Annotated in this window: 22 protein-coding genes and 1 tRNA gene; 14 read left to right on the forward strand and 9 right to left on the reverse strand. The window is 63.8% G+C overall.

Annotated elements, in window-relative coordinates; all coding sequences use genetic code 11:
* Position 1 precedes the first annotated feature (1 nt).
* The 3 genes from AC1RRE_RS08540 to AC1RRE_RS08550 form a co-directional block, all read right to left on the reverse strand.
* Positions 2–1,258, reverse strand: coding sequence for an O-antigen ligase family protein (locus AC1RRE_RS08540; RefSeq protein WP_492980699.1), 1,257 nt, complete (start codon positions 1,256–1,258; stop codon positions 2–4).
* A complete protein-coding gene (locus tag AC1RRE_RS08545; RefSeq protein WP_492980700.1) occupies positions 1,255–2,202 on the reverse strand; it encodes a glycosyltransferase family 2 protein in 948 nt (315 codons plus the stop codon). The genes AC1RRE_RS08540 and AC1RRE_RS08545 overlap by 4 nt, the downstream gene beginning before the upstream one ends.
* Positions 2,203–2,283: 81 nt before the next feature.
* Complete coding sequence (locus AC1RRE_RS08550) at positions 2,284–2,577, reverse strand: hypothetical protein (protein WP_492980701.1); 294 nt, start codon at positions 2,575–2,577, stop codon at positions 2,284–2,286.
* Between the two features lie 246 nt (positions 2,578–2,823).
* Here AC1RRE_RS08550 and AC1RRE_RS08555 point away from each other — a divergent pair, with 246 nt between their 5' ends.
* Both AC1RRE_RS08555 and AC1RRE_RS08560 read left to right on the forward strand, forming a co-directional pair.
* Positions 2,824–3,483: a DUF1194 domain-containing protein gene (locus AC1RRE_RS08555; protein WP_492980702.1), complete on the forward strand. Its 660-nt coding sequence runs from the start codon at positions 2,824–2,826 to the stop codon at positions 3,481–3,483.
* A gap of 77 nt (positions 3,484–3,560) precedes the next feature.
* Complete coding sequence (locus AC1RRE_RS08560) at positions 3,561–4,511, forward strand: autotransporter outer membrane beta-barrel domain-containing protein (protein WP_492980703.1); 951 nt, start codon at positions 3,561–3,563, stop codon at positions 4,509–4,511.
* On the opposite strand, the gene AC1RRE_RS08565 is transcribed toward AC1RRE_RS08560, so the two are convergent.
* Entirely contained in the window at positions 4,512–4,928 is a 417-nt protein-coding gene (locus AC1RRE_RS08565) for an antibiotic biosynthesis monooxygenase family protein (RefSeq protein ID WP_492980704.1), read from the reverse strand.
* 114 nt (positions 4,929–5,042) lie between these two features.
* Here AC1RRE_RS08565 and AC1RRE_RS08570 point away from each other — a divergent pair, with 114 nt between their 5' ends.
* From AC1RRE_RS08570 to soxA, 10 genes are all read left to right on the forward strand, one after another.
* On the forward strand, positions 5,043–5,936 hold the full coding sequence (locus AC1RRE_RS08570; RefSeq protein ID WP_492980705.1) for a LysR family transcriptional regulator: 894 nt from the start codon (positions 5,043–5,045) through the stop codon (positions 5,934–5,936).
* Between the two features lie 84 nt (positions 5,937–6,020).
* On the forward strand, positions 6,021–6,833 hold the full coding sequence (locus tag AC1RRE_RS08575) for a CoA transferase subunit A (protein ID WP_492980706.1): 813 nt from the start codon (positions 6,021–6,023) through the stop codon (positions 6,831–6,833).
* Positions 6,830–7,567, forward strand: coding sequence for a CoA-transferase (locus tag AC1RRE_RS08580; RefSeq protein ID WP_492980707.1), 738 nt, complete (start codon positions 6,830–6,832; stop codon positions 7,565–7,567). The genes AC1RRE_RS08575 and AC1RRE_RS08580 overlap by 4 nt, the downstream gene beginning before the upstream one ends.
* 19 nt (positions 7,568–7,586) lie before the next feature.
* The gene (locus AC1RRE_RS08585) at positions 7,587–8,513 is read left to right on the forward strand and encodes a 3-hydroxyacyl-CoA dehydrogenase NAD-binding domain-containing protein (protein ID WP_492980708.1); all 927 of its coding nucleotides are present in this window, start codon (positions 7,587–7,589) and stop codon (positions 8,511–8,513) included.
* 221 nt (positions 8,514–8,734) lie between these two features.
* Positions 8,735–9,217 carry a (2Fe-2S)-binding protein gene (locus AC1RRE_RS08590; protein ID WP_492980709.1) on the forward strand — a complete coding sequence of 161 codons (483 nt, stop codon included), beginning with the start codon at positions 8,735–8,737 and terminating at the stop codon, positions 9,215–9,217.
* 21 nt (positions 9,218–9,238) lie between these two features.
* A complete protein-coding gene (locus AC1RRE_RS08595; protein ID WP_492980710.1) occupies positions 9,239–11,413 on the forward strand; it encodes a xanthine dehydrogenase family protein molybdopterin-binding subunit in 2,175 nt (724 codons plus the stop codon).
* Complete coding sequence (gene soxX / locus AC1RRE_RS08600; protein WP_492980711.1) at positions 11,410–11,856, forward strand: sulfur oxidation c-type cytochrome SoxX; 447 nt, start codon at positions 11,410–11,412, stop codon at positions 11,854–11,856. Before AC1RRE_RS08595 ends, soxX begins: the two co-directional genes overlap by 4 nt.
* On the forward strand, positions 11,853–12,302 hold the full coding sequence (locus tag AC1RRE_RS08605; RefSeq protein WP_492980712.1) for a SoxY-related AACIE arm protein: 450 nt from the start codon (positions 11,853–11,855) through the stop codon (positions 12,300–12,302). Before soxX ends, AC1RRE_RS08605 begins: the two co-directional genes overlap by 4 nt.
* Positions 12,303–12,307: 5 nt before the next feature.
* Positions 12,308–12,628 (forward strand): thiosulfate oxidation carrier complex protein SoxZ, encoded by a 321-nt coding sequence (locus tag AC1RRE_RS08610; protein WP_492980713.1) that lies wholly within the window; start codon positions 12,308–12,310, stop codon positions 12,626–12,628.
* Complete coding sequence (gene soxA, locus AC1RRE_RS08615) at positions 12,625–13,398, forward strand: sulfur oxidation c-type cytochrome SoxA (protein WP_492980714.1); 774 nt, start codon at positions 12,625–12,627, stop codon at positions 13,396–13,398. Before AC1RRE_RS08610 ends, soxA begins: the two co-directional genes overlap by 4 nt.
* On the opposite strand, the gene AC1RRE_RS08620 is transcribed toward soxA, so the two are convergent.
* The 4 genes from AC1RRE_RS08620 to AC1RRE_RS08635 all read right to left on the reverse strand — a co-directional run bounded on the left by AC1RRE_RS08620 (position 13,388) and on the right by AC1RRE_RS08635 (position 18,430).
* Complete coding sequence (locus AC1RRE_RS08620; RefSeq protein ID WP_492980715.1) at positions 13,388–14,386, reverse strand: NAD(P)-dependent oxidoreductase; 999 nt, start codon at positions 14,384–14,386, stop codon at positions 13,388–13,390. The genes soxA and AC1RRE_RS08620 overlap by 11 nt on opposite strands.
* Before the next feature lie 9 nt (positions 14,387–14,395).
* A complete protein-coding gene (locus tag AC1RRE_RS08625; RefSeq protein ID WP_492980716.1) occupies positions 14,396–15,451 on the reverse strand; it encodes a LacI family DNA-binding transcriptional regulator in 1,056 nt (351 codons plus the stop codon).
* 2 nt (positions 15,452–15,453) lie between these two features.
* Positions 15,454–17,331: a TRAP transporter large permease gene (locus tag AC1RRE_RS08630; RefSeq protein ID WP_492980717.1), complete on the reverse strand. Its 1,878-nt coding sequence runs from the start codon at positions 17,329–17,331 to the stop codon at positions 15,454–15,456.
* A 73-nt stretch (positions 17,332–17,404) separates the two neighbouring features.
* On the reverse strand, positions 17,405–18,430 hold the full coding sequence (locus tag AC1RRE_RS08635) for a TRAP transporter substrate-binding protein (RefSeq protein ID WP_492980718.1): 1,026 nt from the start codon (positions 18,428–18,430) through the stop codon (positions 17,405–17,407).
* Positions 18,431–18,645: 215 nt separating this feature from the next.
* Here AC1RRE_RS08635 and AC1RRE_RS08640 point away from each other — a divergent pair, with 215 nt between their 5' ends.
* On the forward strand, positions 18,646–19,350 hold the full coding sequence (locus AC1RRE_RS08640; RefSeq protein WP_492980719.1) for a hypothetical protein: 705 nt from the start codon (positions 18,646–18,648) through the stop codon (positions 19,348–19,350).
* 73 nt (positions 19,351–19,423) lie between these two features.
* Entirely contained in the window at positions 19,424–20,077 is a 654-nt protein-coding gene (locus AC1RRE_RS08645; RefSeq protein WP_492980720.1) for a hypothetical protein, read from the forward strand.
* A 171-nt stretch (positions 20,078–20,248) separates the two neighbouring features.
* Here AC1RRE_RS08645 and AC1RRE_RS08650 read toward each other — a convergent pair.
* Positions 20,249–20,323: transfer RNA gene (locus AC1RRE_RS08650), tRNA-Val, on the reverse strand.
* Position 20,324: the final 1 nt, after the last annotated feature.

Raw genomic sequence — 20,324 nt, forward strand, 5'->3', positions numbered from 1 at the left:
CTCAGGCCTCTCCGCGGCGGGCCAGGTTGGCGACGGCCACCGTCATGGACAGACCGCACCAGAACAGCAGCGCCGGCCAGTTGCTGAAGATGCTCTGGCTGGCGGTGAAGGGAAACAGCAGCACGGTGAAGCTGCCGGCGACAAAGGCGCCAAGAATGCGCAGGTTTGGATGCCGCAGCATCATGGCGACCAGGCCGCCGACCAGCAGCAGCACAAAAGCGTAATAGCCTGCGGCACCGATGATGCCGGTTTCCACCAGCCATTCGATATAGACATTGTGCGGATGCTGCGGGCAGTCGTATTTCATCTGGCTGCGCGTGATCAGGTCGCAGGCATTCTGGAAATTCTTCATCCCCACGCCGGTCAGCAGATTCTGGCGCCAGATCGTCAGGCCGGCCGAGAACAGTTCGCCATAATGCGATGCCCCCACATTCTCAACGACGGACAGGAAGGCAGTCACGCGAGTCATGACGCGCTCGCTGATAGCCGCGATCGTACCCAGTACGGCCGCTGCGCCACCGATGAACAGCAGGCCATACAGGCGGTATCCCGGCATGGCGACGATGATGACGGCGGTGATGCAGAGGATGCTGACGACCGCCAGAGCCATGGCGGAGCGTTCGCCGGTTACCAGGATAAAGGCCAGCCCCAGCAGGACGGCCAGCATCAGCCCCTTGGCGGCATGAGCTTTCCGGTGCAGCAGGAACACGGCTGCCGCCAGCAGCGGCAGACCGATCCGCGCAACGAAGATGCCGATATTGGGCCGGTCAAGAGGGCCGGTCAGGCGGTTGTTGAACAGCGGCTGGCCGGTCAGCGAGCTGCCCATGAACAATTGCACGGTTCCATCCAGTGCGGCGAAGGCCAGTGTTGCGGCCCAGAGCATGGCCACGATGCCCATGTCTTTCCGCGACGGCATCAGCCAGCAGGTGGCGGCCGCGAACAGCAGCACGAAGCGCAGCCATACGACGCTGCGCGAGAACGAGCTGGGGACATGCATCGCCAGTGGAGAGATGACGACATTGAGGATGAGCCATGTGATGAGCAGGACCAGCAGCAGCGGTTGCGTCATCACCGTCCACTGGCGGCGGGCGATCAGCACGACAAGGAAGGCGACACCGATCACCGAGGCCGCCGCATCGGCGCCGCCGCGCCACACCAGCAGCAGCAGCGGCAGCAGTGCGAAGAGCAGCAGGCAGAGACGACGCAGTTTCTCGGTCCAGCCGGTGTCGGTCGCAAGATAGACGGAAGACATGGTCATGATGCGGCCTGCGGACGACGGATGCCGGGCAATGCGCGAAAGGCAGCGGCGGCCTGGTCGAGAAAGGTCGCGGAAACGCCGAGGCCCAGTCTGGTTTTCAGATAGGCGTGCAGCACAGGCGCAGTCCCCAGGGCCAGGGCGCTGCGCTGCTGCGCTTTCCAGGTGACGGAGGTGCAGGTTGCGGCAATCCGGCGGCGCTCATCAGCCGGCAACTGCGGCGCATCCTGCAGCAGGTTGTAGTAAGCGAAGAACCGGTCGTGATGCTGCTGGCGTTTGTCGGCCGACAGATGCGAGGCGATGCGCGGCGCATGGGTCATCGGGCCGCGGAAATCGATGAAGCGGCGGGCTTTCACGGCCAGGCGCAGGGGCAGGGCTTCATCCTGGATGAACAACCGCTCGTCGCAGCCACCGGCCGCGCGGAACAACGCCGTCTCCACCAGCCAGGCCATGCGCACGAAACCGCGGCCATGGATGATGGCATGCAGGGGCCGGTCGCTGACGTCGGTTTCGGGAATGCGGCCCAGCGGAAGAAGCTGGATGCTGCCGGCTTCCTGATCGGACTTGGCGACCTTGGCGTGGATCATGTCAGCCTGCCGTTCCTGCAGCAGCCGATGCATGAGCGTGACGGCATCGGGCACGATCAGCTCGTCGGCATCGATCAGACAGAGATAGCGACCTCGTGCCTGAGCCGCGCCCTGGTTCAGACGCAGACTCGGTCCGGCATTTTGCACATTGCGCAGGATGGTGACGGCGGGAAGGCTGCCGGCATGCGCTTCAAGGACCGACACCGAGGCATCGGTCGAGGCATCGTCGATGAAGATGTATTCCGCAGGAACCGGCAACTGCTGGCTGGCCAGCGCCTTCAGCACCAGCGGCAGAATCCCGGCCTTGTTGTAGACCGGGATCACGAAACTGATTTCAGGGGTGCCGGAAGAGGCAGACATCGGAAGGGCCGCAGGTTGAAGCGGAAACAGAGCCTGCTTCGCCGAATAACGGCTTTCGCCGGGCGGTACAAGCCTGCCGGATCAGGCGACCAGGAAGATGGACGAGCTTGGCGGCCGCCGGGTCGCATTGCCGAAGCCGTCATAGGTGATCGGCGCGCCATGGAACACGCGAACCGCGGCATTTCGTTCGGCGATCATTTTCTCGGCGCCGCCGATCTCGCCACGGATTTCGAGCAGCTTCTGCAGCATGATTTCGACGCCGGGCAGGCCGCCGACGGCACCGGACACGGCCGCAGCACGGTCCTGGGGCACAGCGCCGCCCTTGGGCAGCACCACGCCGATGGTCTGCACCGCAAGTTTGGGGATGACGTCCATGACTGACATGCAGGCTAAGGTAGCATCAGCCTTATCCACAGGAAAGGTGTGGTTTTTATTCAGTTAATACAACGGCTTGCTCTTAACGGATTGTTTACCAGCCGGCGGCCGCAGGCTTTCGCCACGTCCCGCCATTTCTTGCTATCCTGAGCGCGCATGCCGTTCCGCGCTGACAACAGTGATCCGCATTGCAGACCCCACCGGAGAAAACTCCTGATCGGGGCGGGCCATGCAGTGGCAGCAGCCATGTTGCCCTGGCCGCTGCGGGCCCAGCCTAAAGCCGTCGATCTTGCATTGGTGTTGGCGGCCGATTGTTCAGGCAGCGTCCATGCCGAGCATTACGCGCTGCAGCAGAAGGGGTACGCCGAGGCCTTCCGCAATCGCCAGGTTATCCAGGCCATTCGCTCCGGCATCCATGGCGCCATCGCGGTCTGCTATTTCCAGTGGTCGGGCTACAGCCTGCAGACGCCCGTGCTGCCCTGGACCATCCTGCGCAGCGATGCCGATATCGCCGGTTTCGCCACGCTCATGGAACGGGCCGAGCGCGTCATCTTCGGTGGTGGCACCTCGCCCACGGGGGCCATCGAATTCGGTCGTCGCATGCTGGACCAGGCGCCGGTGCAGACCACGCGGCGCGTCATCGATATCTCGGGCGACGGCCGCAACAACACCGGACCAGCCCCGATGGAGGCGCGCGATGCCGCCGTGGCCGCGGGCATCATCATCAACGGCCTGCCGATCCTGCATATGGAGCCGGATATCGACGACTATTACGAAAAATATGTCATTGGCGGTCCGGGCTCTTTCATCGTGCCGGCCCGCGACTACACCTCCTTCGAAGCGGCAGTCCGGCGCAAGCTGATCCTGGAAATCGCGGGCCATGACAGCGGGCCCAGCCATGGCTGAAACCGGCCTGGTCAGTGCGGATGAACTTTTTTTGTTTCTCCGCGTTCAGATTTCTCACAAGTACTTCGGGGGATATCATGTTTCGCAGTGTGATCGCGGTCCTGGCCGGTCTGGGGCTGATGACGATGACCATCAGCGCCGCAGGGCCGGCGGCTGCCCAGTCCAACGATCCGGCTTCCCGTTCGGCGGGACAGTCGACGCAGAACACCGGCAACAATATCTCCAGTCGCACGACGGCAGCTGCCGCCATGCCTGAACGTCCCAATGGCGCCTGGTTCCAGGCCGGCTATACCGATGTCGAGCAGAGCACGGCCGGTGCGGCCTTCGACGGCAGCCTGACCAACCTGATCGTCGGCTATGATCGCTTTGTCACCAGCCGGGTGCTGCTGGGCGTGGCCTTCACCTTCGAAAGCCTGGATATCGACACCAACTTCCTCAGCGGGCGCGGCAGTCTGGAAAACAAGGGCTTCGGTCTGGCGCCCTATGTCGGCGTCAAGCTGGACGATACCTGGTCGGTGGATTTCTCCGCTGGCTACAGCTGGCTCGATTATGACGTGCGCGGCAGCAACAACACGGTCGCCGGCAGCTTCGATGCCGAGCGCTGGTTCGCGAACAGCAGCGCCAATGCCATCTATCGCAGCGGCAACTGGCGCTTCCTGCCCAAGGTCGGCGTGCTCTACATGAAGGAAGACCAGGACGGCTATACCCAGTCGAACGGCGTTGCCGTCGCCCAGCAGGATATCCGTCTCGGCCGCCTCTATGCCGGCGGTCGCGTCGGCTACGCCACGGAAACGATGATGCCTTACATCCGCCTGCAGGGCGAATATGACTTCAAGCATCCCGCCGGGCAGGCGATCGGCAATGGCCAGTTCACCAGCGACGACGATACCGGCGGCCAGATTGGCGCCGGCATCGAGTTCTTCTCCACCGGTCCGTGGAGCGGCGCGATGGAGTTGGCCTACAACTCGCTCGGCCGCCAGGATCTGGATGTCTGGAATGCGCTGGCCCGCATCCGCATGACCTTCTGATCAGCCGCGCTGCCAGCGCCGCTGACGCAGCGACAGCATCAGGTCCAGGGGATTGGGTAAAGAACGAGCTGCCGGCGCCGGCGGCTCGTTTGCGTTCGTGGCCGGAGCTTTTGGTGTCGGCCTGCTGCCGCCACGATCCTGCAGGACCTGGCAAACCTGCACGCGGTAATTCTCGAAGAACTCACGCCGGCCCGCCGCCTTGGCGGTCAGGTGATCAGGATGCCGGCCCCAGGCCTGCATCGCGGCTTCATTTTCATATTCGACCAGCGTGACCCGCTCGCCATCCTCGGCGACGAAGGCCTTATGGGCGATATAGCCGGGCATGGAGGCGGCGAGAGGCGCAATTTGCTGCGCCATCTCCTTATAGGCAACGCTGGCATCGGCCCGCAGCCGGCTGCGGAAAGCAACGAGTATCATGATGGGTATCCTTTCGCGGGCCATGGGGAGGGGCGGCCGGCAGGCGGATATTGCGATTTCCTGTAAATCACGTAAAATGAATAATAATGATTATATCCATCTTAGGATGAGAACATGGAATTGTCCGATCTGCGCATCTTTCGCGCCGTGGTGCAGGCTGGCGGCATCACCCATGCGGCCCGGCAGCTGCATCGCGTCCAGTCCAACATCACCGCGCGCATCAAGAAGCTGGAAGTAGACCTGCAGGTCGACCTGTTCCTGCGCGAGGGGAAGCGGATGCAGCTCAGCCCCGCCGGGCGCGTATTGCTCGAGCATGCCGAGGAGCTGCTGGCGATGGCCGACCGTGCCCGCGAGGCATTGCACCAGACCACGCCGCATGGACTTCTGCGCATCGGGGCCATGGAAAGCACGGCTGCCGTGCGCCTGCCGGCACCGTTGAGCATCTATCACCAGCGATATCCCGGGGTGACCATCGAACTGCATAGCGGTCAACCGCGCGAGATGATCGCCCAGGTATTGGCCGGCGAGCTGGATGCCGCGCTGGTGGCCGAACCGGTCAGTGACAACCGCCTCGATGCCGTCAGCGTCTTTACCGAGGAGCTGGTGCTGGTGACGGATGTGAGGCATCCACCGATCAAGGCGCCCCGTGATGTGCAGATGCGCGGCATGCTGGCTTTCCATCCCGGCTGTCCGCATCGCGAACGGCTGGAGGCCTGGTTTGCACGGGCCAATGTGCCGATCGAGCGCGTGATCGAACTGTCGTCCTATCATGCCATGCTGGGCTGCGCCGTGGTCGGCATGGGCGTTGCGCTGATGCCGCGCAGCGTGCTGGACACCTATGCTGAAAAAGCGCGGCTGGGTGTGCACCCGCTAACATCACCGTTCCATCAGGCCCGCACGCTGCTGATCGCGCGCAAGGGGCCGGTGCAGCCGAAGGTGGCGGCGCTCACCGCGCTGCTGCTGGAAGAAAAGACACCGAAGGTCGCAAAGGCGAGGCGTACGGCCTGAGCCGGCGCTCTGGCTGCCGGAGACGTATAGACGACGCGTCCTGTTGCCCCTAAATAGGATCAGAGGAAGCAACAGGAGGGCGCCATGACCGGTCTCGACCAGCTTGCGGCGATGATCCCCGACGGTGCCAAGATCGCTGTGCCGCCGGATTATTCCGGCGTCTCGATGGCGCTCACCCATGCCATGATCCGGCGCGGCATCCGCAATCTGCATCTGGTCGGCGTGCCGGTTTCCGGCTTGCAGGCTGAACTGCTGATCGGCGCCGGCTGCGTCGCCGCGCTGGAAACCTCGGCCATCACGCTGGGCGAATACGGCACGGCTTCCCGGTTTGCCGCCGCGCTCAAGGCCGGTTCTTTCCGCATGATGGATGCGACCTGCCCGGCCATCCATGCCGCCATCCAGGCCGCCGGCAAGGGACTGCCCTTCATGCCGCTGCGCGGTCTGCTTGGCACCGATCTGCTGGCCAACCGGCCCGACTGGAAAGTGATCAGCAATCCCTTCGAGGACAAGGCCGATCCGATCGTGCTGCTGCCGGCCATCCGCCCCGATGTCGCGATCTTCCATGCGCCCTATGCCGACCGTAACGGCAATGTCTTTATCGGTCGTCGGCGCGAGCTGGTGGCGATGGCGCATGCCGCGGTCACCACGCTGGTGACGGTGGAAGAGATCCGCGATGTCGATCTGCTGGCGACGGAAGAGTCTGCCGCCGGCACATTGAGCGCGGCCTATATCGGCGGTGTGGCGATCGCCCCGCGCGGTGCCTGGCCGCTCAGCCTGTGGGACTTGTACGATTACGACGAGGCGCATCTGCGTGAATACGGCGAGTTGGCGAAGACGGACGAGGGCTTCCGGCGCTACCTCCAGACTTATGTGCATGACCGGCGGGCTGCCGAATGAGTTTCAGCCGCCAGGAACTGCTGATCCATACCATTGCCGGCCTGTTGCAGGGCTGCCGCATCATCGCGGTCGGATCGTCTTCGCCGATCCCCGGTGCTGGCGCGTTGCTGGCTCGGGCCCGCGATCCAAAGCTGCGTATCAATATCCTGGGCAGCGTGCGCCATAACTTCTTCTGCGATGGCGGCGTCGAGCTGTTCGATATCGCAGCCCAAGGGCGTCTTGATGCCTTCTTCCTCGGCGGCGGCCAGATCGATGGTCATGCCAATATCAATCTGGTCGGTGCTGGCGGCCAGTATCCGCAGACGGATGTGCGCTGGCCCGGCTCGTTCGGTTCGGGCTACCTTTATTATCTGGTGCCACGCGTCATCCTGTTCCGCGAAGAGCATTCGCGGCGCGTGCTGGTGCCGAAGGTGGATTTCATCTCCTCGGCCGGCCCGAAGAATGACGGCACCTATCGGCCGGGCGGGCCGATTGGCCTGCTGACCAACCTGTGCTGGTTCAGTTTCGACAAACAGACGCTGCGCTTCCGGCTCGACAGCGTGCATCCGGGTCACACGGTCGAGGAAGTGCGCGACAATACCGGCTTCGATTTCGATTGCCCCGATCATGTGCCGCAGACGGCCGCACCCGACGCGGCGACGCTGGCCCTGATGCGCGGCCGCATCGCCGCCGAGATCGGCGAGACCTATCCGCGCTTCGTCGCCAAGGTTTTCCCCCAGGCCGCCAGCGCCTGATCTCCAAAAGGATTGAATCATGTCAGCAGAGAAGACCCTGCCCGTGCAGCGCGTGGCTATTGTCGGTGCCGGTCTGATCGGTGCGAGCTGGGCGGCGCTGTTCACCGCCGGCGGCATCGACGTTGCGGTCTGGGACCCGGATACGGCGGCGCTGGAAGCCTTCCGGCCGCGCATGGCGGCGGCGCGGAAACAGCTGGCGCAGCTCGGCTTGCGCGGGCGTGGCAAGGCGAAACTGTTCAAGCGGCTGTCGGCCGCCGTCACTGACGCCGATCTGGTGCAGGAGAATGCACCGGAAAAGATCGAACTCAAGCGCCGCCTGTACAACGACATCTTCAATGCTGCGCCTGATACGGTGATCGCCAGCAGCACCTCGTCCTTCGCCTGGTCCGATCTCACCCAGGGCGTATCGAAGCCGGCGCAGATCGTCGTGGCGCATCCCTTCAACCCGCCGCATCTGGTGCCGCTGGTTGAAATCTTCGGCACCGATGACGTCATCGTGCGGCGTGTGATCGGCTTCTACGAGGCTCTGGGCAAGGTGCCAGTGCGCATGAAGCGTGAAGCGCCGGGCCATATCGCCAACCGTTTGGCCTCGGCGCTCTATCGGGAGGCCGTGAATATCGTCGCCGAGGGCATCGCCGACGTAGAGGCCGTCGACAAGGCGCTGGTCGAAGGTCCTGGCCTGCGCTGGTCGATCCAGGGGGCGCATATGACCTATCACCTGGGCGGCGGCGACGGCGGCATACGGCATTACCTCGACCATCTCGGTCCCAGCCAGGAAAAGCGCTGGGCCTCGCTTGGCAATCCGCAGCTGAGTGAAGAGGTGAAGGCCGCCATCGTGCAGGGCGTGGAAGCGGAAGCTGCCGGTCGCTCGATTGCCGAACTGAGCGCCGAGCGTGATGCCATGCTGCTGCAGACCCTGAAACTGCGAGCGAAGCGGCGCAGCTAAAGCCCGGGACTGCCGACTAAAAAACAGGCGCACTACCACCGGATGGGCAACGTTCATGGTCACCTGCGGGGAACCATGCGGATTGCACTGCAGCATCACATTTCCGTGCCCCGAATTTTCTAGGGCAAACGGGGGCGGCTGAGTTGTAATATGTGCACCCCATAATGGACGGCCCACGTCCAACCCCACCGACTTTCTGTCGCGGATCCGGAGGACCAGCAATGCCCAAGCTCAACGTGAATGGCAAAGTGCGCGAGTTCAAAGCCGAGGAGGATACCCCGCTGCTCTGGGTGATCCGCGAGCAGCTCAAGCTGACGGGCACCAAATACGGCTGCGGTGTCGCCCAGTGCGGCGCTTGCACCGTGCATGTGGATGGCGAGGCCGTCCGCTCCTGCGCCATGCCGGCCTCGGCTTTCACCGAGGCGCAGAAGATCGTCACCATCGAGGGCCTGTCGCCCGATGGCTCGCATCCGGTGCAGAAGGCCTGGCTGGCCCAGGACGTGCCGCAATGCGGTTACTGCCAGGTCGGCATGATCATGGCGGTCGCCGCGCTGCTGAAGTCGAAGCCCAAGCCGACGGATGCCGATATCGACGCCGAACTCACCAATATCTGCCGCTGCGGTACCTATAACCGCGTGCGCAGCGCGATCCACCAGGCAGCCGAGATGGCAGGCAGTGCGCCCGCCACTCGTGGCCGCACGTAAGCGCAGGGAAGGAGAACCATCATGAACGTTATGACTCCCTCCCGCCGCGGCTTCATTGCCGGGTCCGCCGCCGCCGGTCTCACCGTCGGCTTCCATATCCCCTTTGCCTCGGCGCAGCAAAAGACGCCTGCGCCGGCGCCCGAGATCAACGCCTGGGTGGTGATCAAGCCCGATGACACCGTGGTGGTCCGCATCGCCCGTTCCGAAATGGGGCAGGGGTCGCTCACCGGTCTGGCGCAGCTCGTTGCCGAAGAATTGGAATGCGACTGGTCGAAGGTGACCACCGAATATCCGACACCCGGCCAGAACCTCGCGCGCAACCGCGCCTGGGGCAATTTCTCCACCGGTGGCAGTCGCGGCATCCGTGAGTCGCATGACTATGTTCGCAAAGGCGGTGCGGCGGCGCGCATGATGCTGGTGCAGGCCGCGGCCGAACAGTGGAAAGTCCCGGCGGCCGAATGCACGGTCGAGAAAAGCGTGATCACGCACAAGGCGTCGAACCGCAAGACCACCTACGGCAAGGTGGCTAATGCCGCCGCCAAGCTGACCCCGCCCACCGATGTGCCGCTGAAGGACCCGAAGAACTGGAAGATCGCGGGCCAGCCGGTGAAGCGCCTGGATACGGTCGACAAGCTGACCGGCAAGCAGGTCTATGGCGTCGATCTTCAATTGCCCGGCATGCTGAATGCCGCGATCAAGGACTGCCCGGTCTTCGGCGGCAAGGTGAAGAGCTTCGATGCGGCCGGCACCATGAAGAAGCCCGGCGTGAAGAAGGTCGTCCAGGTGGGTGACAGCGCGGTAGCCGTGGTTGCTGATACCTGGTGGCGGGCGAAAAGCGCGCTGGATGCCATGACCATCGAATGGGATGAGGGGCCGAACGCCAAGGTTTCCAGCGCCACCATCGCCGCCGTCCTGAAGGAAGGGCTGGATGCCAAGGAAGCGGCCGTTGGCAACAAGGTCGGCGATGTCGAAGCGGCGCTGAAGGGCGCGGCCAAGACTGTCACCGCGACCTACAGCTATCCGTACCAAAACCACGCCACCATGGAGCCGATGAACGCCACGGCGAAATATACGGCACAGCGTTGCGAGGTCTGGACGCCGACCCAGAATGGCGAGGCGGCGCTGGCCGCGGCCTCGGAAGCCTCGGGCCTGCCGCCGGCGCAGTGCGAAGTCTACAAGCTGCATCTCGGCGGCGGTTTCGGCCGGCGCGGCGCGGTGCATGACTGGGTGCGTCAGGCGGTTGCCATCGCCAAAGAAATGCCCGGCACGCCGATCAAGCTGATCTGGTCGCGCGAAGAAGACATGACTCATGGCCGCTATCATCCGGTCACCCAGTGCAAGATGACGGCGGGGCTGGACGATAAGGGCGAGATCACCGGGCTGCATATGCGCATCTCGGGCCAGTCGATCGTCGCCGGCATCTTCCCGCAGAACATCCGCAACGGGCTTGATCCGGTGGTCTTCCAGGGCCTCAATCCGGCGGGCGGTGCGGAAGCCTCGATCGGCTACACCTTCCCGAACCTGCTGATCGACCACGCCATGCGCAACCCGCATGTGCCGCCGGGCTTCTGGCGCGGCGTGAATCTCAACCAGAATGCCATCTATCTGGAGAGCTTCATCGACGAGCTGGCGCATGAGACCAAACAGGATCCGCTGGCGCTGCGGCGCAAGCTGATGGCCAATCACCCCAAGCATCTCGCGGTGCTGAATGCGGTGGCGGACAAGATCGAATGGTCGAAGCCCGCACCCGCCGGCATCTTCCGCGGTCTGGCCCAGACCATGGGCTTCGGCTCCTATGTTGCCGCCTGTGCCGAGGTTTCGGTCGGCAAGGACGGCAAGATCAAGGTGCACCGCATCGTGGCGGCCACCGATCCGGGCCATGCAGTGAATCCGCAGCAGATCGCGGCACAGGTCGAAGGCTCCTTCGTCTATGGCCTGACGGCGGCGCTCTACGGCGAATGCACGGTGGCCAATGGCCGCATCGAGCAGGAGAACTTCGATACCTATCCGATGATCCGCATCGACGAGATGCCGAAGGTGGAGACGGTGATCGTGGCCTCGGGCGGCTTCTGGGGCGGCGTAGGCGAACCCACCATCGCCGTCGCCGCACCGGCGGTGCTGAACGCGATCTTTGCCGCCACCGGCAAGCGCATCCGTGACCTGCCGATGAAGAACACCGATCTGAAGTCGGCGTGATTTTTCGGACGGCTGTCGTTTCCGGCGTTCTGGCCCTGGCGGTATTGTCTGCCAGGGCCGAACCGCCGGTCGCTTACATAGTAACAGGCGATGCGATCCTGCTCTCGCTGACCGGGAAACCGGGCGATGCGCAGCGCGGCCGCGCCATCGTCGCCAGCCGGCAGAAGGGCCTGTGCCTGCTCTGCCATACCGGGCCGTTCCCGGAAGAGCGGTTCCAGGGTGACCTGGCGCCGCCGCTGAATGGCGCGGGGGCGCGCTGGTCGGAAGGGCAATTACGCCTGCGCATTGTGGATTCCAGACGGTTGAACCCGGACACCATCATGCCATCTTACTATCGTATCGAAGGCCTCAGTCATGTCGGCGCCGCCTGGCGCGACCAGCCGGTGCTGACGGCGGCCGAGATCGAGGATGTTGTGGCGTTTCTGACGGGATTGCGCGAGTGAACACAGGCCTGATCATCACGCGACGTATGGCGATGGCCGGCGCAGCCAGTCTGCTGGTGGTTCGACCTGCATGGTCGACCACGCCGGCCGAACTGGCGGATGTGATCGCTGAATTCACCGGCGGCGCCAAGGTGCAGCCGGGCCGCGTCAAGCTCGACCTGCCGCCGTTGGTCGAGAACGGCAATTCGGTTTCGGTCACGCTGAAGGCCGATAGTCCGATGACTCAGGCCGATCATGTGCGTGCCTTTGCCATCTTCACCGAACAGAATCCGCAACCCAATGTGGCGACCTTCCATCTCGGTCCGCGCGCCGGCCGTGCCACGGTGACGACCCGCATGCGGCTGGCTACCTCGCAGCGTGTGACGGCGATTGGCGCGTTCAGCGATGGCAGTTTCCGTTCCGACCAGGTCGACGTGATCGTCACCCTGGCCGCCTGCATCGAGTGACGCCCATGGCCAGAGCTCTCATCAGCGTGCCGAAGACGGCGAAGAAGGGCGAGATCATCGAGATCAAGGCGATGATTTCCCATGTCATGGAAACCGGCTACCGGCCGGGCGTGGATGGCAGGATCGTGCCGCGCGACATCCTGCGCAAATTCATCTGCCGCTATGCCGGCGAGGAAATCTTCCGTGCCGATTTCCATCCGGCCACGGCCGCCAATCCCTTTATCGGTTTCACCACCATCGCCACCGCCAGCGGGCCGATCACCTTCACCTGGGAAGGCGACAACGGTTTCAGCCAGACTGAGACCATGACCATTGCCGTGACATGATCCGACGCGGTCTGCTGGCCGTGATGGGCCTGGCGGCGACAGCCGCTGTGGCTGCCGACATCCCCAAAGCCGAGCGCCGCTCGGGCTTCACCTTCATGAGCCGCGAGACCCAGGCCATGCAGGAAGATGAAACGTTCAACTCGGGCATGCTCTGGGTCGCCGATGGCGAAAGCCTGTGGAGCGAAGCGCCGTCTGCGTCTGCCAAGGCCTGCAGCGGGTGTCATAATGATGCCACCGTCAGCATGCGCGGTGTCGCCGCGCGCTATCCGGCTTTTGACGACAGAAGCGGCAAGGCCATTGATCTGGAACAACGCATCAATCTCTGCCGCCAGACCCATCAGCAGCAGCCGGCCTTTGAGCCCGAAAGCCGGCCGCTGCTCGGGCTCTCGGCCTATATCGGCCACCAGTCGAAAGGCATGCCCATAGCGCCGCCTGACGATCCGCGTCTGGCCGCGACGCGCGAACGCGGCAAGGCGCTGTTCTCCACGCCGATGGGGCAACTGAATTTCTCCTGCGCGCAATGCCATGACGACAACTGGGGCAAGCGGCTGGCCGGCAGCCCGATCCCGCAGGCGCATCCGACCGGCTATCCGATCTACCGCCTGGAATGGCAGGGCATGGGTTCGCTGCAGCGCCGCCTGCGCAACTGCATGACTGGTGTGCGCGCCGAGCCGTTCGCTTACGGTGCGCCGGAGATGATCGAGCTGGAACTGTATCTGGCTGATCGCGCCAAGGGCATGGCGCTCGAAACACCCGCCGTCAGGCCGTAACGCCGAGACGCTTCAGCCGCGTCGCCTGATCTGGATTGACGGCGAGGTCCGGCATCCTGCCTTCGACCAAAGCCTTCACCTGCCGCACCGTATCGAAGGCCTGATGCTGGGTCGCCGCCGGGGTCAGCCCGCCGATATGCGGCGTGGCGATCACGTCGGTGCGGTTTGCCAGAAAAGGCGACGGCATCTGATCCGGTGCGCGGCCGACATCCAGCGCCGCACCGGCGAGATGGCCGGAGTCGAGCGCCTGAGCGAGCACTGCCTCATCGACCAGTTCGCCGCGCGCCAGGTTGATGAAATAGCTGCCAGCTTTCATGGCGGAAAAGGCCTGCGCGTTCATCAGATTCTCGGTCTGCGCATTGGCCGGCGCGAGGCAGATCACGAACTTTGACGCCTGCAGCAGGTGCGACAGTGTCACCTGTTCTACATGCGGCTCCGTGATCGTCACGGCGGGATCGGTGGCCAGCACCGTCATGCCCATGGCATGGGCAAGGGCCGCCACCCGCTGGCCGATGGCGCCATAGCCGATGATGCCGACGCTGGAGGTCGAGAGCTGCACGCCCATGCGGATGGCGGGCGGCTGGCCGCTGCGATAGGCCTGCACGGCGCTGCTCACGCCCCTTGAAAGATCGACCATGAAGCCGATGGCGAGTTCAGCCACTGAATCGATGAAGCCGGCGGTGGCGCGTGTCACCAGAACGCCGGCCTTGTTGGCGGCATCCAGGTCGATGTTGCGGATATCCATGGCGCAGCGCACGAAGGCGACCAGATCGGGCAAAGCCATAAAGATTTCGGCCGGGCCGGTGGTCTGGCGGTCGGATACGATCACCTGGCAGTCGCGGGCGCGTGCGATCAGTTCGGCCGGAGTCATCGGCGCGGCACCGTCATGCAGCCGCACCTCGCCATGCCTGCGCAGCGCAGCCAGCGCTTCCTCGCCGTAATAATTCTTCAGGGCATCAGGCGTGTGGCAGAGCAGGATACGCATCATGAAACTCGATCAATGGGACAGGCTGCGGCGCGGCTTGCCCGGCGGGGCGACCGAGCCGCGCACCAGCAGCGTGGACTTGAAGCGGAATTCTTCCGGCATCGTGTCGGGCTCTTTCAGGCGCAGCATGATGCGGTCGACCATGGTGCGCGCCAGTTCGGGCAGCGGCAGGCGCACGGTGGTCAGCGGCGGCGCCGTGTAAGCCCCGAGCGGAATGCCGTCCATGCCAACCACCGACATGTCGTCGGGGAGCGTCAGCCCGCGCTCGCGTAGGCCCGCCATCAGTCCGACGGCCATCATGTCGTTGATGGCGACGGCGGCAGTCGGCTTGTCGGGGTGCTTCACCAGCGGCTCAGCCAGGCTCTGGCCCAGTTCGGCCATTTCCTCGTCGGCGTAATGCGACGCCGTGCTGCCGGCGATGATCACCGCCTGCATGCCGACGGCTTTCGCGGCATTGAGGAAGCCTTCGCGTTTTTCGGCACGACTGAAGGTCCAGCCGGACGGCGTCAGGAAGGCGATGGTGCGATGGCCATGCTCGGCCAGATGCTGCACGGCCAGGCCGGCGCCGGCGACGTTGTCGGCCGAGACGTAATCCAGGATCGGCTGACGATCGCGGCGCGCATGGCTGTCATAGCTGACGGCGGCGAGGCCGCGCGCCACCGGCTCCTCGAAATGCGCCTCATCGGCCAGCGAGGAGATGACGATGGCGCCGCGCACGCCCTGCGACCACAGGTCATCGAGGAAGGCGCGTTCCTGCTCGGCCTTGCGGTAGGTATTGGCGACGATGACGCGATAGCCGTATTGCTGCTGCGCCACGGTTTCGATCTCGCGCGCCAGCAGGCCGTAGGAGGGGTTGGCCATCGATGGCACCAGCAGGCCCAACAGCTGCGCCTGGCCGGTCTTGAGCTGGCGGGCGGCGCGGTTGGGCTGGAAGCCGAGCTGCGCCACGGCCTGTTCGACCCGGCTCAGCGTCTCCTTGCTCATGCGGTCGGTGCGACCGTTGAGCACGTTGGAGACCGTCGAGGTCGAGACTTTGGCGAGCCGGGCGACGTCGCTGATGGTGGACATGATCAATGCATACCGAATTGCGCCGGAAGCCAGAGCGAGAAGGACGGAAACACGATCAGTATTACGATCCCGAGCGCGAGGATGGCAAGATACTTGGCCATTGGCCGCGCCACATCCTCGACCCGCGTGCCGGTCATGGTGCAGGTGGCGAACAGGCCTAACCCTACAGGGGGAGCAAACAGCCCGAAGCCCATGGCGATCACCATAATGGTGCCGAAATGCAGCGGGTTGACGCCGAGCTGGGCGGCGATGGGCGTCAGCAGCGGGCCGAAGATGATCAGCGCTGGCGCGCCTTCCAGCACGGCGCCGAAGAAGATCATCACCAGCGTCGCCACGATGACGAACATCATGCTGCCGTAGTTGCGGCCGAATTCGATCAGCGTGGTCGAGATCAGCGTCGGGATCTGCTCGATGGTCAACGCATAGGCAAAGCCGGAGGCCGCCGCCACGATGAACAGGATGCTGCCGGCCATGGCCGAGGACTGCACGAACAGCCGCAGCGTGACGCGCACCGTCAGTTCGCGGAAAGCAAGACCGCCGACCACCAGCGCATAGACCACGGCGAAGGCCGAGACTTCCGTCGAGGTGGCAACGCCGGCGGTGACGCCGCGGCCGACCATCAGGATCATGATCAGCGCGACCAGCGAACCGCCCACAAGCTGTGCCATCGAGCGGTCGCTGGCCTTCAGATACTGCGGGTCGACCTTGCCGCCGAACCAGATGGCGACGGCGGCCAGCAGCAGCGCCAGGAAGGCCGCCGGCACCAGCCCGGCCACGAACAGGCCGCCGACCGACACATTGGCGACGAAGGCGAAGATGATCATGTTGACGCAGGGCGGGATGGTCTCGGCCATCACGGCTGTACAAGCAAGCAGCCCTGCAGTCTCGTTGGGGTCCTGCCGGCTGCGGCGCACGGCCGGCATGATGATGCCGCCCACGGCTGCGATATCGGCCAGCTTCGAGCCCGAGATGCCCGAGAAGACGGCGGTGGCGACGATGGTGATCAGGTTGATGCCGCCGCGCATGCGGCCCATCAGCCGCAGCAGCAGCTCGATCAGCCGCGAGGACATGCCGTTGGCTTCCATGGCCAGGCCAGCCAGCACGAAGAAGGGAATCGCCAGCAGCACGAAGTGATCGGCGCCGGCCGCTACCTGCTGCGAATAGATCACCATCGGCAGCGAGGGATCGGCGAGGAAATACACCAGAGAGGCAAAGGCCAGCGCAAAAGCGATCGGCACGCCGATGACGACGCTGCCGATGAAGCCGACCAGCAGCAGGACGAGCGGCGAGGGCGCCGAAGCCCAGTGCAGGCTGTGCCAGGCCCAGATGGCGGCGCAGAAGATGATGGTCCCGACCAGCGTGCCCAGCGCCAGGCTACGCGGTGCCTCGAAGGCATTGGCCAGTGCGAAGACAGTCATGGCCAGGCTGCCCAGCAGCACCGGGTAGACATAGATGCCATGCGGCAGGCCCAGCGGCGTGGTCTGGCCGGCGCTTTCTTCGAGTAAAGAGTATGTCGTTGCCAGCAGGGCCAGCGCCACGCCGACCACGATCCAGCGGCCGGTCTGCACCAGGGCGGCCTGCCAGTGCGGCGGGAAGGCGGCGCGGAAGACATCGATGCCGGCATGATGGCTGCGGCCCAGCGCGGTGGCCGCGCCGAAGAAGACCAGCGCCACCATCAGGGCGCGCGCCACCTCCTCGGCCCAGTCCACCGGGTCATGCAGGAAATAGCGGAAGATCACGGAGGTGAAGACGACCAGCACGTCGACCAGCAGCGCGAAGGCCGCAATATGCTCGATCACATGCAGGCCATTGCGCAGCACGGCGCCGCCGCGACCGTAATGGTGGTAAAGGATCGGCGCGTCTGTGGCCATGCTGTTCATGTCGGTATGTTTCCTTTGTAGCGCCGGCCCCGCGGTGTGATCCGCAGGGCCGGGCTTTTGACCGTTCTGTCTGTTAGCCGCGCGCCTTGGCGATGGCGTCGAAGACGGGTTTGGTCGTCGGATACTGCGTCATGAACTGCGCATACAGCGTCTCCGAGATCGGCTTGGCGATCGCGGCGCGATCGGCGGCCGGGAAGGGCGTGAAGGTGACGCCCAGCTTTTCCAGTTCCTTCATGGCCTCGGTCGCCTTGGCATCGGCGATGGCGCGTTCGGCCAGCGTCGCTTCCTTGGCGGCCGCCAGGAAGGCGTCCTTGGTGTCCTTGGTCAGCTTGGCCATGCCGCGCTTGCCCAGGGCGCAGATCATCGGACTGAACAGATGGTCGGTGCGCAGGCAGAACTTGGCCACTTCGTAGAAGCGGTTGGACAGCACGGTGGCCGGATCATGTTCGAAGCCGTCGACCACGCCGGTCTGCAGCGCGGTGTAGAGTTCGTTGACCGGGATCGGCACCGGCACGGCGCCCATGATCTTGAAGGTCTCGATGAAGGCCGGCGCCGGCAGCACGCGCAGCTTGACGTTCTTCAGGCCGGCCAGGTTCTCGGCCTTGGCGCGGGTGTAGACGCTGCGGGCACCGAAATGGAAGCCCCAGCCCAGCACGCTAATGCCCTTGCGCTCGTCCAGCATGCTCTCGAAGGTCTTGCCTACGCCGGTATCCAGCGCCTTGGCGCCATGGGCGTAGTTGTCGAACAGGAAGCCCAGATCGAGCGCGCCGAGTTCCGGCACTGCCGTGGCCCAGATCGACGAGCCGGTGATCATCATGTCGACCGAGCCGATGATCACCTGCTGCACCACGTCGGCTTCCTTGCCGAGCTGGCTGTTGGGGAAGAAGTCGAGGCGGATCTTGTCGCCCACCTTGGCCTTCAGGTTCTTCTGGAACAGGTCGAACCAGACGTGATGCGCGGCATTGGGATCGATCGGCATCGAGGACGAGACGCGGAAGGTGATTGGCGCGGCCTGGGCCAGGATGGCGGGCGAGGCGAAGAGCGAGGCGGCGGCCACCCCGGTACCGGTCTTGATGAAGCTGCGGCGTGAAAGCGACATGGTGATGTTTCCTTTTCCCTGACGGTTTCTTGTTTGTGTATCGATTTACTAAATCGATTTACCTAAAGAGCGTCGCATGGAGAGTCAAGCAGAGCCTGTGCTGCGCTGCAGCGGCCGCCATGGCCGGACTGTCGGCAGATAGCCTAGTCGGGGGATTGTGCCGCCGGGACGGCAGTCCGATAGTGGCGGTGGATTTCCCTGACAATACAGACCCCATGAACGAGAAGATCAGGCCGCTGAAGTCGTCGCTGCAGGCCGGTCTGGCCGAGCGTCTCGATACCGCGCTGTTGTGGCGGACCGAGCGCGCCGGCCTGCGCGCCGAGGACATCGCCAGTTCCATCGGCCTGATGCCGGCGGTGCTGGCCGACAAGCGGGCCGGGCGCGAGCCGATCCTGTTCCAGGAGGTCGAGGCGCTGGAGGAGTATTTCGCCACCATCGGCTTTCCGGGCCTGATCGACGAATTGCGCCAGCCCCAGGGCTGGGCGGCGCAGCCGCTGCCGATGAGTTCGGCCAATGGCAATGCGATTGCGCTGCGCCTGCTGGAAGCGGCGCCCGATATTCGCAATGCCGGCATTTCGCTGCCGGAATTCCTGGGCGAACGCGGCCTGCTGGCCTATGTGCATATCATGATCAAGGCCGATGACTCGATCCGCACGGTGCATTGCGGCGGATCGGCGGCGGCCCATGCCGTGAATGTCGATCGCACCATCCTGGGGCGCGACCTGCGTACGCTCAGCGACCGCGCCTATGGCCAGTTCCTGCACAATCATGTCTCGGAACTGCTGCGCAAGGGCCAGCCTGACCTGAGCCGTATCACCTCGCAGACGCTGCGCTATTCGCGGCTCAGCATTCCGGCCGGCGTGACGCTGGTCGCCTATTCCTTCGATGTGGAAGCGACGGAATCCTTCTCGCTGCGCTGAAATCCCAGCAAAGCCAGTGCGGACATTCACATGATCGAATATATCTTGGCTAAAGTCGAATGGGGGCCAAGAAATGACAGCGGCAATCGGCACTGCAACTCAGAAACGCACCATCAAACTTTGGGAAGGCTTAATCATAGCCGCAATTATTGGCGTGATCGTCATCATTTCGCTTGATCCTGCTGCACTTGATCCGATCGGGGCAGTAATTGTTACCATATGGAAGGATCAGACGGCGGCGGCCTGGGCGCAGGGCATTGGTACAATTGCCGGTGTATTGGGTGCGGCGATGATTGCTGTTTGGCAGGAGCGTCGGCGAGAAGTTGCGGCGACGCGAGACCAGTTCAATGAAGGTCTCGGTATAGCGATTATGATCCGCACGCCCTTGAAAGATTACGTCACGGAATTGCATGGCCGCCTGCAAGGGCCTGTTGCTGCGCATGGCATTCTATTGCGACGATTCACGCTGCCGATACCAGATGACCTTCGCCAGCATGCGGGGCGCCTATGGATCATGGGGCGTCTGGGGGCCGAAATCCTAGAATTCATTTCAATGCAGGATGCAGCACAAGCTGCAGTTCAACGTGGATATGCAGCAGAACGCAAAGCCGATCCTGCGCAATTGCTTGCGGAGTTGAAGATTGCGGAATCGCACATGATCATTGGGCACCAAGTCGGTGAGATTGTGCTGCGGAACCTCAAAAACAGATACAATAACTATCAATGAGTCCGTTCCTGAATCAGGCATATGACTTGGGGCACGGATGCTTTTACTGAGCACCACCAGTTCTCACGCAGATTCACGGCCGGCAGCCCGACTAACTTTTCGCGCAGCGCTTTAGGCGCGGACTAATCTGCTTGACAAACTATTATATAAGTATTTGATATTTAAGATAAATGGTGGGCGGTACTGGGATTGAACCAGTGGCCCCAGCAATGTGAATGCTGTGCTCTACCGCTGAGCTAACCGCCCG

It is taken from the genome of Ferrovibrio sp. GW821-FHT12D07 (genome assembly GCF_058807275.1).

Bases quoted from the DNA above. Each gene is read 5' to 3' on its own strand.
- AC1RRE_RS08540 (WP_492980699.1), bottom strand. From the start codon at position 1,258: ATGACCATGTCTTCCGTCTATCTTGCGACCGACACCGGCTGGACCGAG.
- AC1RRE_RS08545 (WP_492980700.1), bottom strand. From the start codon at position 2,202: ATGTCTGCCTCTTCCGGCACCCCTGAAATCAGTTTCGTGATCCCGGTC.
- AC1RRE_RS08550 (WP_492980701.1), bottom strand. From the start codon at position 2,577: ATGGACGTCATCCCCAAACTTGCGGTGCAGACCATCGGCGTGGTGCTG.
- AC1RRE_RS08555 (WP_492980702.1), top strand. From the start codon at position 2,824: ATGTTGCCCTGGCCGCTGCGGGCCCAGCCTAAAGCCGTCGATCTTGCA.
- AC1RRE_RS08560 (WP_492980703.1), top strand. From the start codon at position 3,561: ATGTTTCGCAGTGTGATCGCGGTCCTGGCCGGTCTGGGGCTGATGACG.
- AC1RRE_RS08565 (WP_492980704.1), bottom strand. From the start codon at position 4,928: ATGATACTCGTTGCTTTCCGCAGCCGGCTGCGGGCCGATGCCAGCGTT.
- AC1RRE_RS08570 (WP_492980705.1), top strand. From the start codon at position 5,043: ATGGAATTGTCCGATCTGCGCATCTTTCGCGCCGTGGTGCAGGCTGGC.
- AC1RRE_RS08575 (WP_492980706.1), top strand. From the start codon at position 6,021: ATGACCGGTCTCGACCAGCTTGCGGCGATGATCCCCGACGGTGCCAAG.
- AC1RRE_RS08580 (WP_492980707.1), top strand. From the start codon at position 6,830: ATGAGTTTCAGCCGCCAGGAACTGCTGATCCATACCATTGCCGGCCTG.
- AC1RRE_RS08585 (WP_492980708.1), top strand. From the start codon at position 7,587: ATGTCAGCAGAGAAGACCCTGCCCGTGCAGCGCGTGGCTATTGTCGGT.
- AC1RRE_RS08590 (WP_492980709.1), top strand. From the start codon at position 8,735: ATGCCCAAGCTCAACGTGAATGGCAAAGTGCGCGAGTTCAAAGCCGAG.
- AC1RRE_RS08595 (WP_492980710.1), top strand. From the start codon at position 9,239: ATGAACGTTATGACTCCCTCCCGCCGCGGCTTCATTGCCGGGTCCGCC.
- AC1RRE_RS08610 (WP_492980713.1), top strand. From the start codon at position 12,308: ATGGCCAGAGCTCTCATCAGCGTGCCGAAGACGGCGAAGAAGGGCGAG.
- soxA (WP_492980714.1), top strand. From the start codon at position 12,625: ATGATCCGACGCGGTCTGCTGGCCGTGATGGGCCTGGCGGCGACAGCC.
- AC1RRE_RS08620 (WP_492980715.1), bottom strand. From the start codon at position 14,386: ATGATGCGTATCCTGCTCTGCCACACGCCTGATGCCCTGAAGAATTAT.
- AC1RRE_RS08625 (WP_492980716.1), bottom strand. From the start codon at position 15,451: ATGTCCACCATCAGCGACGTCGCCCGGCTCGCCAAAGTCTCGACCTCG.
- AC1RRE_RS08630 (WP_492980717.1), bottom strand. From the start codon at position 17,331: ATGAACAGCATGGCCACAGACGCGCCGATCCTTTACCACCATTACGGT.
- AC1RRE_RS08635 (WP_492980718.1), bottom strand. From the start codon at position 18,430: ATGTCGCTTTCACGCCGCAGCTTCATCAAGACCGGTACCGGGGTGGCC.
- AC1RRE_RS08640 (WP_492980719.1), top strand. From the start codon at position 18,646: ATGAACGAGAAGATCAGGCCGCTGAAGTCGTCGCTGCAGGCCGGTCTG.
- AC1RRE_RS08645 (WP_492980720.1), top strand. From the start codon at position 19,424: ATGACAGCGGCAATCGGCACTGCAACTCAGAAACGCACCATCAAACTT.